Genomic DNA, 12,500 nt, shown 5'->3' with positions numbered 1-12,500 from the left:
CTGCCCCGGCCCAAGCGCGGGGAGGGCGCGCTATGCGCCCGCCCTCCCCGCGCTCCTCGACTCCCTCAGACGGCGCTGTTGCGCAGTTCTGCCAGGGTGTCCATGGTCAGGTGCCGGGGCGTGTGGTCGGGCCCGATGAGGGCGACCGTGCACGTGGCGGCGTGGGTGAGGGCACTGGTGAAGCTGCCGTCGGCGAACTGGGTGAGCGGGCCGCGCGGTGAGTGTCCGACCGCGACGGCTCGGGCGTGTACGTCTGCGGCGTGCTGGGCGAGGGCCCGGCCGGCGGCGGCGTGGTTGCCGATGCTGGTGAGGATCTGGCCGGTGGCGGCGATGCCGTGGGCGGCGAGCCGGTCGAGGTGGGCGGTGACGGCGGCGCGTGCCTGGTCGGCGGTCTCGGTGTCGACGGCCAGTTCCTCGACCACGGCGGTCTGCTGGACGTGGACGACCTCGAGAGGGCTGCCCGTGTCGCGAGCGAGCCGGGCCGCGGCGTCGACGATGGCAGGGGCCTTGTCGTGGGAGCTCACGGCGACGATGACGGGAGGCGCCTCGTTCGCGGGGGCCTGGATGCCCACGGGGGTGAGAGACGGCGTCGCGGGCTCGGTGTCGCCGGTGTGCGCCTCGGCCTGGCGCAGCAGGCTGTGGCCACTGGCCAGGACCGGGATGGCGAGGAGGAAGGTGGCGGCGCCGAGCCAGAAGGGGACGCTCAGATCGGTGGCGTCGGCGAGCTTGCCGGCGGCGAAGGGGGCCAGACCGCCGCCGATGAAGCGCAGGAAGCCGTAGGCGGAGGAGGCGACGGGACGCTCGACGGGGGAGACGAGCATGACGGCCTGGGTGGTGAGGGTGTTGTTGATGCCGATGAAGGCGCCGCTGACGATGACGGCCACGATCACCACGGCGGGTGTGCTGACGCCGGCGGCAATGATGGCCATTACGATGCCGAGGCCGAGCAGGTTGGCGTACAGCACCGGAGCGGTGCCGAACCGCGCCTGCAGGCGCGGGGCGAAGAATACGCTGAAGGCGGCCACCAGCAGGCCCCAGCCGGTGAACACCAGGCCGAGCTCATGGGCGTTGAGTTCCATGGGGTAGGGGGCGTAGCCGAGCATGGTGAAGAAGCCCCAGTTGTACAGCAGGGCCATGATGCCCATGGTCAGCAGCCCGCGGTGACGGAGCGCCTTGAGCGGAGCGATGGGTGAGACGGGGCGCTTCGGCTTGGGGAGCGAGGGCACGAAGGCGAGCGTGGCGACTAGCGCGACGGCCATGAGTGCGGCGACGCCGAAGAACGGACCGCGCCAGCTGATGCCGCCCAACTCGCCGCCCAACAGCGGGCCGACGGCGATGCCGAGCCCGAGAGCGGTCTCGTACAGGATGATCGCGCCACCGAAGCCGCCGCTGGCGGAGGCGACGATGACGGCCAGCGAGGTCGCGATGAACAGCGCGTTGCCCAGACCCCAGCCGGCGCGGAAGCCGACGATGCCGTTGATGGAGCCGCTCGTGCCCGCCAGGGCGGCGAAGACGACGATGATGGCCAGACCTATGACCAAAGTGCGCTTGGCGCCGAGATGGCTGGAGACCCAGCCGACGAACAGCATGGCGACCGCGGTCACGATCAGGTAGCTGCTGAACAGCAGGGAGACCTGGCTCGGCGAGGCGTGCAGGCTGTCGGCCAGGGCGGGCAGGATCGGGTCGACCAGACCGATGCCCATGAACGAGATCACGCAGGCGAACGCCACGGCCCAGACGGCCTTGGGCTGCTTGAAGGGACTGGCGGCCTTTCCATGCGAAGCACTCATGTGCGTTTCTCTCCAAGGGGTTGAGGAAGAGGTGACGGGGGAGAGCGGACAGGTTTGCGGGGCGGGTCAGGAGCGGGCCTGGCGGTCCTGGATGGCGCGTGCCAGGGCCGGCAGCGCGATCTTCACGGCCTGCTGCTCCGGCTCGGTGAGCGCCTCGACGAGTAGGTCGAGGGCTTGAGCGCGTTCGGCGCGTCGCTGCCGGAAGACTTCCAGACCGGTGTCTGTGGCTTCCACCAGAACGGCCCGGCCGTCGTGGCGGTCGGGGACGCGACGTACGAGGCCCGCGCGCTCCATGCGGGTGACCAGCTGGGTCATGTTCGGCTGGGAGACGCCTTCGGCCCGCGCCAGTTCGGTCAGCCGGTGCGCGCCCTCGCGGCCCAGCCGGGCCAGCGCGGAGGAGGCCGCCGTGCTCAGGCCGCCGGTGACGGCGTTCTGACGCACGTAGCGAACCACCTGCTCCACGGCGATCATCAGGTTCTCGGCCGGGGCGTCGATGTCCATAACGCGCTTATGCATAACCCTATTATGCATAAGCGTGTACCCTGCAGCAAGATTCGGGCTCCGGCGAGTTCGACGACGCGCCATCGGTGGCTGCTGCGGCCCGGGACCGGTCGCGCAGCCCGCGCCGAGCTGCTTGGGGGACCTGCCTGTGCGCCGTGCTGGCCGGTGCCGTACACGTCCGGCACCGGCAGCGGCAACGGGAGCAGTGCCAAGCGTGCCGTCGGCACGTTTCGCAAGCGGGGCCGTACCGGTTGCACATCAAGGCGGCACTGGACGGCGACTCCGCCGCGGACGAACTGCGGCAGATCGCCGTCCAGATCGCCTGCTACGCGGGCGGCCGCGGGCGACGGTCCTGTCCAGCGAACCCTGCCCCTGCTCCGGTCGGCTGCGCCGACGCCGGTGTGAGGTCGTCGTCGAAATTCGTCGAAAACCTCAGGCATGTATGGACGGCCTGACTTTCCGTACCTAATCTCGCCGGTGTCGTTACGCAGGTAAGTGCGCATGGCCGCACGCATCGAAATCCTTCGACGGCGGTTCGGTCACGGAAGCAGCAGGACAGGAAGACGGGCAGCACAGCATGGTCGGCATCACCGATGTGGCACGGCACGCAGGCGTCGCGGTCAGCACCGTCTCGTACGTGCTCAGCGGGAAGCGCCCCATATCGCCGTCGACGCGTTCCCGCGTCCTCGACTCCATCGCCGCCGTGGGCTACCAACGGCCGGTCTTCGCCCGTTCGCACACCATCGGGCTGGCCGTGCGGGTCGATGACGGTGCTCACCGGCCGCTCCTCGCCGAGTTCATGCTGTCCGCGAGCGTCGCCGCGCGCCGCCACCACTGCAACGTCCTTCTCCTCACCGACCACGCCGAGCACGGCGTGTGGGACGGTGCGCTGCTCGACGGTCTGATCCTGATGGACATCGGGATCCGTGATCCGCGGCTGGAGACCGTGCGCGGGCTGCCGGTCCCGACGGTGCTCATCGGTCTGCCTCACGATCCCGCCGGCCTCGCCTGCGTCGACCTGGACTTCCGCGCGGCGGGCGGTCTGTGCGTGGACCATCTCGCCGATCTCGGCCACCGTGAGGTGATCCTGCTCGGCGCGCCCGAGACCGCGTACCGGCGCCGGACCGGATTCGCTGTACGGACCGTCGCGGGCGCGCTCGAGCGGGCCGCGGCCCGAGGCGTCCGGCTCACGCACCGGTCGGTCGAGGGGGACTGGGACAGCACGGCCGGCACCCTGACACGGGTGCTCCAGGAGCGCCCGGACGCCACTGCGCTGATCGTGCAGAACGAAGCCGCAACCCCGCACCTCGCGCCGCTGCTGCGCAGTTTCGGCCGGGCCCTGCCCGAGGACATGTCCCTCGTCGTCGTGGGCTCTGACGCGGTCGCGACCGCAGGCACCCCTCAGCTGACCTCGGTCGCCGTACCAGCAGCCGCACTCGCCGAGCGAGCAGTCGAGTTGCTCAGACAGCGGCTCGACCGAAGGGGTACGGACTCCGGCGGGGCACCCGTCCTGCTGGAGCCGCAGCTCACCGTACGGGCCAGCACCGCGCCGCCCCCACTTTCCTGAACGCACCCTGCCTGTGGCCGACGGCACTTGAGCCGTGCGGCCTTTCCTCGCCATGCCGCTCGCAGTCGTCTGCGCGGCCATCCCTACGCCCCCGAAGGACACACTTTTGTCCCCCCGTACCCGCGCAGCCACTGCCGCCTGCGTCGCATTCGCCCTGACCGTGGCGCTGAGCGGCTGCAGCCTCATCACGGCCGATACGCCCCCGAACACCCTGACCGTCACGGACTACTACACCGCGGAGCCGGGCAACACAGCGCTGACCGAGATTCTCCGCTCCTGCGGTCGCCAGACCGGCGTGACCGTCGTACGCGAGGTCATGCCCCGCTCCCAGCTGGTGCCCAAGCTGCTGCGGGACGGAGCCGCGAAGAGCCTCCCGGACCTGGTGCTGAGCGACAATCCGGACCTGCCCAAGCTCGCCTCGACCGGAGCCCTGCTGCCGCTCGAAGGCCGGGTGAAGACTGACGGTTTCTACGAGAGCGTCCTCAAGGCGGGCACGTACAAGAGCAAGCTGTACGGCGTCGCGCCCGGCGTGAACGGGCTCGCGCTCTTCTACGACAAGGCGGTCTTCAAGAAGGCCGGTCTCGAGCCGCCCACCACTTGGAAGCAGCTCCGGGAGAACGCGGCCGAGCTCACCGAGGGCCACCGCTACGGCCTTGCCCTGTCGGCTGTCGCCACCGAGGAAGGCTCCTGGCAGTACGAACCTTTCTTCTGGGGCGCAGGTGCAGACCTTGGAAAGCTGGACTCGGCCCAGTCCGTGTCCGCACTGACGTACTGGACGTCGCTTTTCCAGGACGGCTCGATATCGAAATCGGCGCTGAATTGGCAGCAGTCGGATGTGGCGGAGCAGTTCATCGGTCACCACGCCGCGATGATGATCAACGGCTCGTGGCAGCTGGCCGCACTCGCCGCCGAGAAGGGGCTCGACTACGGCGTCGTCCCGCTCCCCACGCAGAAGAGCGGTGGCTCCTCGGTCACCCCGCTCGGCGGCGAGACCTGGGCGGTGCCCAAGGGAGACAAGCAGGACAAGGCCGTCAAGCTCCTCAACTGTGTGCTCAGCCAGGACCACATGATCCAGTGGGCCCGGCTGCGAGCCGACGTACCCGCCAGCCCGGCAGTCGCCGGACAACTGGTGAAGGAGCAGCCGGACCTCGCCCCCTTCGTGGCCAGCGCACCCACCGCCCGTTCCCGCACCGCCGAACTCGGCACCGCCTACCCAGTCGCTTCCAAGGCGCTGTACACCGCACTCCAACAGGCCGCGATCGGACAGCTGAGTCCGGCGAAGGCCCTCGCGGCCGCTCAGCGCCAGGTCCAGTCGGCAGACCACTGATCAGGCGAGGTGCTCTCATCATGACGATCCTTCTGGACAAGCCCGTCCACAACGCAGCACGCCCGGACAGCCGCACCGCCACCGCCGCCCGCCGGGCGCGGCTGGCACGCATGAGCTTCTATGTCCCCGCCGTGCTCTACCTGGTGATCTTCTTCGGTTACCCCATCGTCGCCAACCTGGTCATGTCGTTCCAGGACTACACGGTGACATCCTTCTACAACGGCGGTGCCCCCTTCACCGGGCTCGCCAACTACGCGGCGATCCTCAGTGACGAGCTGTTCTCCACGACTCTGTGGAACACAGCCGTGTTCACCATTGCCTCGCTGATCCTGCAGTTCGTCATCGGCCTCGGTCTCGCACTGTTCTTCCGCCGTCGTTTCCCGCTCGGCGGCACCCTGCGCGCCCTGCTCCTGCTGCCCTGGCTGTTGCCGTTGCTGGTCTCCGGCACCGTCTTCCGCTGGCTGCTCGACCAGGACTACGGCGTGGTCAACCAGGTGCTGCTCAACCTGCACCTGATCAACGACCCCGTCCCGTGGCTGGTCAGCCCCGACCACGCCATGACCGCCATCGTCGTCGCCAACGTCTGGATCGGCATCCCCTTCAACATGGTGATCCTGTACGGCGGACTGCAGTCCATCCCGCCGCAGCTGTACGAAGCCGCCTCGCTCGACGGCGCGGGCACCTGGCAGAAGTTCCGCCACGTCACTTGGCCGCTGCTCCGCCCGACCACCTCGGTCGTGGTGATGCTCGGACTGATCTACACGATCAAGGCGTTCGACGTCGTCATGGTGCTCACACAAGGCGGCCCCGCGAACTCCACTCAGCTGCTGTCCACCTGGTCGTACGCGCTCTCCTTCACGAACCTCCAGTTCGGCCAGGGCGCCGCCGTCAGCAACGTCCTCATCGTCATCGCCATGCTCTTCGCGCTCGTGTACCTGCGAGCCGTGCGCGCCGAACAGTCCGAGAGGTAGTCCCGATGTCGTCTCCCGCCGCCTTGCGCGCTGCTCGCCGCTGGAGCAGCACGGTGATCGCCCTCGTGATCGTCGGCGTTTTGCTCTTCCCGTTGTACTGGATGGTCAACGCCTCGCTCCAGCCCGGTCAGGCACTGCTGAGCATCCCGCCCAAGTGGTTTCCCACCGACCCGACCCTCGACGGATACCGCGCCGCCTTCGACACCCAGGGGCGCCACCTGGTCATCAGCCTCTTCGTGGCCTGCGGCAACGTGCTGATCACCCTCGCCCTTGCGGCTCCGCTGGCATGGTCACTGGCGAAGTTCCGGCTGCGCTGGGCCGCCCTGCTGCTGTTCGTCCTGCTGATCGTGCAGATGGTGCCGGGCATCGTGAAGGCCAACTCGCTCTTCGCGCTCTACAGCGAGATCGGGCTGCTCAACAACACCATCGGGCTGATGCTGGCCCAGTCCACGCTGTCCGTGCCGTTCGCCGCGGTACTGCTCCGTGCCCAGTTGCGCGAAATCCCCACCGAGGTCGTCGAGGCCGCGGCGCTGGACGGTGCCGGGTCCTGGCGTACGTTCCTGCGCATCGTCGTCCCCATGAGTCGCAACGGTCTGATCACCGCGGGACTGTTCGCGTTCCTATTCTCCTGGGCGGACTTCCTCTTCGCGATCACTCTCACCTCGCGCGACGCGGTGACCCCGGTCACGGTCGGGATCTACCGCTTCATCGGCGCCAACGCCACCGACTGGAACGCCCTGATGGCCTCGGCCGTCCTTGCGTCCATCCCCGCGGCGGTACTGCTGGTCATCGCCCAGCGGTACATCGCGGTCGGCATCACCGGCGGCTCGGTCAAGGACTGACCGACCCCCGGTACAGGACTGAGCACCCCTTCTTATGCACTGGAGAAGTACCTTGAACACCTTCCGGGAACACGACGGCGGCCTGGAGTGGCACGGCCGGCACGAGTCGCTGCGCATCGAGCCCTGGGGGCCCGACTCCATCCGCGTACGGGCCGCACTCGGCCCGCTCCGCGACGACATCCCCGGCGCCCTCCTGGAGCTTCCCGACACCAAGGCCGAGATCATCGTCCCGGACCTGACCGGCCTGACCGTCCTCAAGAACGGCCTCGGCTCACCCACCGACCCGGTGCCCCCCGCCCGCCTGGTCAACGGCCGCATCACCGCCGAGCTGACCGTCGACGGAGTACTGCGCTTCGTCCGCACACCGGACGGCACGGAACTGCTCGCCGAGCGCCCCGCCCACTTCTGGTGGCCCGGTAGCCGCGTCCATACTCCCGTCGGGCACGGCTACCACCGTTTGGAGCAGAACTTCCAGGCATACGAGGCGGAGCGACTGTACGGCCTCGGGCAACGCCAGCACGGGCTGCTCGACCAGAAGGGCACGGTCATCGACCTGGTGCAGCGCAACACGGAGATCACCATCCCGTTCGTGCTGTCCAACCGAGGCTACGGCCTGCTGTGGAACAGCCCCGCCGTAGGCCGTGTCGAAATGGTGCGGACCGGCACCCGCTGGGTCGCCGACAGCGCCCGCCAGATCGACTACTGGATCACCGCCGGCGACCGGCCCGCCGACATCCTCCGCTCGTACGCGGACGCCACCGGCCACGCCCCCGCATTTCCCGACTGGGCCACCGGTTTCTGGCAGTGCAAACTGCGCTACCGGACTCAGGAGGAGCTCCTCGAGGTCGTCCGCGAGTACAAGCGCCGAGGTCTGCCGATCTCCGTGATCGTCGCCGACTTCTTCCACTGGACCCGGCTGGGGGACTGGAAGTTCGATCCCGCCGAGTGGCCCGACCCGGCCGCCATGGTCCGGGAACTCGACGAGCTCGGCGTCAAGCTCATGGTCTCCATCTGGCCGTCGGTCAACCGCTCCAGCGAGAACTACGACGAGCTGGAGCACCGCGGTCTGTTCGCCGCCAACGAGTACGGCACCCCCGCTCACGCCACGTGGATCGACAAGGGCGCCGACCACCGTGTCATGGTCTCCTTCTACGACCCGACCAACCCCGAGACCCGTGCATACGTGTGGTCCAAGGTCCAGGAGAACTACCAGCGCCTGGGCATCAACCTGTGGTGGCTGGATGCCTGCGAGCCGGAGATGAAACCCGGCCACCCGGCCAACCTCCGCTACCACGCCGGGCACGGCCAGGAGGTCGCCAACCTCTACCCGCGCGAGAACGCCCGCCTGTTCCACGAGGGCATGGCAGCCTCCGGCAACACCGACGGCATGTCCTTCTCCCGCTCCGCCTGGGCGGGGAGCCAGCGCTACGGCACCGCCGTATGGTCCGGTGACATCGGCACCGACTTCGCCGCCCTTCGTGCTCAGATCGCAGCCGGTCTCAACATCGGCCTGTCCGGCATCCCTTGGTGGACCACCGACATCGGCGGCTTCCACGGCGGCGACCCCGACGACCCGGCGTACCGCGAAGTCCTCGTCCGCTGGTTCCAGTTCGGCGCGCTCTGCCCGATCTTCCGGCTGCACGGCTTCCGGCTGCCGTGGCTGCCGTTGGGCGGCGAGATGACCGGCGGGCCCAACGAAGTCTGGTCGTACGGAGAAGAGGCGTACGAGATCATGTGCAGCTACCTGGAGCTGCGCGAGCGCCTGCGCCCGTACATCGCCGAGCAGATGGCCGCCGCCGCCCGTGACGGCCTGCCCCCGATGCGCCCGCTGTTCCTCGAGTTCCCCGAGGACGAGACGGCCTGGACGGTCGCCGACCAGTTCCTGCTCGGCCCCGATCTCCTGGTCGCTCCCGTCACGGCGGCAGGCGCGGTGAGCCGTGAGGTGTACCTGCCGGCCCGAGCACGCTGGAGGTGCGCCTGGACGGACGCGACGTACGAGGGCGGCACCTGGCACACACTCGATGCCCCACTCGACCGCATTCCGCTCCTGCTGCGCGACGACGCACAGCTGCCGGCGGTCGGCTGACGGAGCGGGCCGGACCGATGACGGAAAGGCCTGCGACTTACCAGATGGGTATTGGAGCAGTGCGCACAAAACCGTTCGGGACGTGACGGTAAGTCAGGACTCGATCCTGCTCACTGCCCACGAGCGATACGCATCAGATGTCGGTCTCCGGGGTCAGGCGCATTCGCAGAGGGCTGTCGGCTGCGAGTGGGGGCGCCGTCGGCGCGGCAGGGGACGGCGCGAGGAGTTTTCCTTGGTCCGTGGAGCGGGAGAGCAGGGTTGCCGGGACTCGCCACCGTGGCCTCCCGGCTCCTGCTGCCCGACCTGCGGCTCCAGGACGCCACCACCGGCGCGACGACCATGCCGGCAACTTGCCCACTCCGGCAGACGCCGACGCACCGCTGCGTAGCGTCTCGAGTCACTTGTTACTCACCTCTGGTGGACGCAGCACGCCAAGGATCCCGACGCTCAGGCGGCGATTAAATCCGCCATTGGGCGTGGATATGGCGGGTCGACCTGATTTGTGCGAACTAGGCTGTTGGCGGCATCCGAGATGAATCCGGGTCCGGCCCACCGTGTTTGCCACTATCGGGAGCAGTGACTATGGGTAAGTTGCAGGGAAAAGTAGCGGTCATTACCGGCGGCACCACGGGGATCGGGCTGGCCACGGCAAAGCTCTTCGTCAGAGAGGGCGCCTATGTCTTCATCACGGGGCGTCGGCAGAAAGAACTCGATGAAGGCGTGAAGGCGATCGGCGCCAACGTATCCGGCATTCAGGGTGACGTGGCCGATCTGGCCGACCTTGACCGTCTCTATGAGACCGTCAAGGCGAAGGGGCGAATCGATATCGTTTTCGCCAATGCTGGTCTCGCTGAGTTCGCTTCACTGGAAGACGTAACGGAGGAGCACTTCGACAAAGTTTTCAACATCAACGTGAAGGGGGCGCTCTTCACGGTACAAAAGGCCCTACCGCTATTGAATGATGGTGCATCTATCATCCTCACGGGCTCCGTTGCGAGCGTCAAGGGAACCCCCGCGTTCTCGGTCTACGGCGCGAGCAAGGCTGCTATCCGTAATTTTGTTCGAGGGTGGACGGTAGAGCTGAAGGACCGCCGTATTCGGTCTAATGTCCTCAGCCCTGGCCCGATCGAAACGCCACTTGTAGCGACGCAACCTCAGGACGCCATCGCGAGGATTGCGTCTACCATTCCGATGGGCCGCATGGGGGAGCCCGAAGAAGTTGCCAAGGCGGCGCTCTTTCTGGCCTCGGATGACTCCAGCTTCGTCACCGGAATCGAATTGTTCGTTGACGGCGGCAGAGCGCAAATCTAATACCGCGACGGCGCATCTGACAGTGTCGTTCAGTTCGCGGGGCCCGCCGGGACCACGTGCCGGCGTGGAGCATCAGATTCAGACCGGCCCTCTCCTCAAGACAGGGATACAGGCGAGTGCCAATCGGGCCGCGCAGGTGATCTCCATCGGCGGGCCGTTCGAGATCACCGATCGTGAGGTGCCACAGCCGGTCCCCGTCCACGTACGGGTCGCCGTGGACGTCCGCGAACCTGGTGCAGTCGCGCAGAGTACGGCCTTGGCGCTGCCGACGCAGCACGTCACCAAGCAGGCGACGGAGCAGACGCGCAGTTCTTTTCGTGAACGCCAAGTTTTCGCCCAGCTCAGAGTCCCGGGCGTGCGTTTCGGTTTCCCTCGCTGGCATGTGCATCAGGTCCGCAAGGTGTTCAGGACCTCGCGACGAAGCGGGTGAGTTCCTCGGTGGCGCCGCGCGGCAGGTCGGCGACAGCCGCCTCCGGAAGAGTTGTGATCACGGCGCGCAGCCGCGTAGCGAGGTCTGGCAGCACGGTCCAGGCCGAGGCCGGGGCTTTGACGGCCGCGAGCAGTAGGTCCCCCTCGTAGAAGGATGCGTCCAGCAGCGGCTCTTCAAGCAGCAAGTGCACCGCGAGTGGGAGGACATACGGCAATGCCACCCTCTGGGCGACCAGCATGCGCAGATCCGCCGGCCGGAGTTCGCTCAGCGGCATGCACCGCAACTCATGCACTCTGCGGATCAGGTTTGTCGCGTCGGCGTCCGGCGCCAGCCAGCGGGGCGGGTCCAGCTCATCGAGGGTGCGGTCGAGGTGCAGCAAGTGGTCCATGGGTTGATTCTCCGCTTTGGATCGGCGTCATCCACTGCGGCCGGCTGTCGCCCAGGGCGGCAAGCGACCACAGTGGGCAGGCGGTGTTGCCTGTCTGGAGCTCTCAGGAAATGGGGCCGAGCTGCGTGCCACCCGCCAGCTCCGGTGCCGATGTTCATGCACTGCGTGCGAGTCGGCGGGTGCCGGACAGGTGGCGTCCTTGGGGCGGGTCAGGTGGTGGCGGGGGTGTGGAAGTAGTGGCCCTTGGCGAGGTCTTCGAGCAGGCTGGGGTGGGTGGGCTGCCAGTCGAGCAGTTCGCGGGTCAGGGTGTTCGACACCGGGACGTCGAGGCTCATGAAGGGGCTCAGCCAGGTGAAGTGCTCCTCCGCGGCTTCGGGGGCCACGGAGGTCGCCGGTACGTCGAGGTGGCGGCCGATCGCCTCGGCGATGTCGTGGAGCGCGACGCCCTCCTCCGCGACGCCGTGCAGTGCCGATCCGGCGGGCGCCTTCTCGACGGCCAGGCGGAACAGCCGTGCAATGTCGAGGCGGTGGACTGCCGGCCAGCGGTTGGCGCCGTCGCCGATGTACGCGGAGACGTTCTTGCTACGGGCGGTGGCGACCAGGTGCGGCACCCAGCCGTAGTCCCCCTCGCCGTGGACGGTCGGAGAGACCCGCACCACCGATGAGCGGACGCCGCGTGAGGCAAACGCGAGCGCTGCCTGGGCGTTGGCCGACCGAATCACATACGGTGAGCCGTCGATGGTGGGCGCATCCTGCTCGGTCACCGCGCGCCCCGTCGGGAAGCCGATGAATCCGGTGGCGAGGACGAGGGGGCGATCAGTGCCGGCGAGCGCGGGGACGGTACCGAATGCCCATACTGACGAATAAGAAACATATAAAGATGGGACGCATGGCCGGGTCGTGCCAGGGCACACGATGCTCTGGAGGTTGATAACTATGGTTCCCCTGCTTCTCGTTCTCCTGCTGGCCCTGCTTCTCTTCGGTGCCGGCTTCGCGCTGAAGGCCCTGTGGATCGTCGCCGTGGTCGTGCTGGCCGTCTGGCTGCTCGGATTTGCCATGCGTTCCGTCGGAGCCGGTGGTCGTCGTGGCCGCTGGTACCGCTGGTAGAGAGATGCAGTCCTGGCCCGGTAATGCGGGGGGGGGGGGGGGGGGGGGGGGGGGGGGGGGGGCCCGCCCCGGGGGGGGGCGGGGGGGGGGGGGGGGGGGGGGGGCACGCCGCGGGGGGGGGGGGCGGGGGGGGGGCCCCCCCCGCCCCGCGGGGGGGGGCGGGGGGGGGGGGGGCGGGGA

The 12,500-nt window shown here is 68.3% G+C and carries 11 protein-coding genes and 1 pseudogene; 8 read left to right on the top strand and 4 right to left on the bottom strand.

The window, feature by feature from the left end; translation table 11 throughout:
- Positions 1-65 precede the first annotated feature (65 nt).
- Positions 66-1,790, bottom strand: coding sequence for an MFS transporter (locus tag ACIA8E_RS33865; protein ID WP_399303968.1), 1,725 nt, complete (start codon positions 1,788-1,790; stop codon positions 66-68).
- A 66-nt stretch (positions 1,791-1,856) separates the two neighbouring features.
- Entirely contained in the window at positions 1,857-2,306 is a 450-nt protein-coding gene (locus ACIA8E_RS33860; protein WP_399303966.1) for a MarR family winged helix-turn-helix transcriptional regulator, read from the bottom strand.
- 562 nt (positions 2,307-2,868) lie between these two features.
- On the opposite strand from ACIA8E_RS33860, the gene ACIA8E_RS33855 reads away from it, so the two are divergent.
- The 7 genes from ACIA8E_RS33855 (at position 2,869) to ACIA8E_RS33825 (ending at position 10,825) form a co-directional block, all read left to right on the top strand.
- Positions 2,869-3,858, top strand: coding sequence for a LacI family DNA-binding transcriptional regulator (locus ACIA8E_RS33855; protein WP_399303964.1), 990 nt, complete (start codon positions 2,869-2,871; stop codon positions 3,856-3,858).
- A gap of 106 nt (positions 3,859-3,964) precedes the next feature.
- Positions 3,965-5,185 carry an extracellular solute-binding protein gene (locus ACIA8E_RS33850; protein WP_399303962.1) on the top strand — a complete coding sequence of 407 codons (1,221 nt, stop codon included), beginning with the start codon at positions 3,965-3,967 and terminating at the stop codon, positions 5,183-5,185.
- A 20-nt stretch (positions 5,186-5,205) separates the two neighbouring features.
- Positions 5,206-6,156 (top strand): carbohydrate ABC transporter permease, encoded by a 951-nt coding sequence (locus ACIA8E_RS33845; protein WP_399303960.1) that lies wholly within the window; start codon positions 5,206-5,208, stop codon positions 6,154-6,156.
- 5 nt (positions 6,157-6,161) lie between these two features.
- On the top strand, positions 6,162-6,998 hold the full coding sequence (locus tag ACIA8E_RS33840; protein WP_399303958.1) for a carbohydrate ABC transporter permease: 837 nt from the start codon (positions 6,162-6,164) through the stop codon (positions 6,996-6,998).
- Between the two features lie 34 nt (positions 6,999-7,032).
- Positions 7,033-9,084: a TIM-barrel domain-containing protein gene (locus ACIA8E_RS33835; protein ID WP_399303956.1), complete on the top strand. Its 2,052-nt coding sequence runs from the start codon at positions 7,033-7,035 to the stop codon at positions 9,082-9,084.
- 582 nt (positions 9,085-9,666) lie between these two features.
- Positions 9,667-10,395: a glucose 1-dehydrogenase gene (locus ACIA8E_RS33830; RefSeq protein WP_399303954.1), complete on the top strand. Its 729-nt coding sequence runs from the start codon at positions 9,667-9,669 to the stop codon at positions 10,393-10,395.
- A 64-nt stretch (positions 10,396-10,459) separates the two neighbouring features.
- Positions 10,460-10,825, top strand: coding sequence for a hypothetical protein (locus tag ACIA8E_RS33825; protein WP_399303953.1), 366 nt, complete (start codon positions 10,460-10,462; stop codon positions 10,823-10,825).
- Here ACIA8E_RS33825 and ACIA8E_RS33820 read toward each other — a convergent pair.
- Positions 10,800-11,213 carry a contact-dependent growth inhibition system immunity protein gene (locus ACIA8E_RS33820; RefSeq protein ID WP_399303951.1) on the bottom strand — a complete coding sequence of 138 codons (414 nt, stop codon included), beginning with the start codon at positions 11,211-11,213 and terminating at the stop codon, positions 10,800-10,802. The genes ACIA8E_RS33825 and ACIA8E_RS33820 overlap by 26 nt on opposite strands.
- A gap of 209 nt (positions 11,214-11,422) precedes the next feature.
- Positions 11,423-12,046, bottom strand: a pseudogene (locus ACIA8E_RS33815) (3-beta hydroxysteroid dehydrogenase); the annotation flags it as partial.
- A gap of 103 nt (positions 12,047-12,149) precedes the next feature.
- Here ACIA8E_RS33815 and ACIA8E_RS33810 point away from each other — a divergent pair.
- Positions 12,150-12,320 (top strand): hydrophobic protein, encoded by a 171-nt coding sequence (locus ACIA8E_RS33810; protein ID WP_399303949.1) that lies wholly within the window; start codon positions 12,150-12,152, stop codon positions 12,318-12,320.
- The last annotated feature ends 180 nt before the right edge of the window (positions 12,321-12,500 follow it).

The organism is Streptomyces sp. NPDC051664 (assembly GCF_044453545.1).
GTDB lineage: Bacteria > Actinomycetota > Actinomycetes > Streptomycetales > Streptomycetaceae > Streptomyces.
The sequence above is the reverse complement of the archived record's forward strand: the minus strand, read 5'-3'. Positions and strand labels throughout refer to the sequence as shown.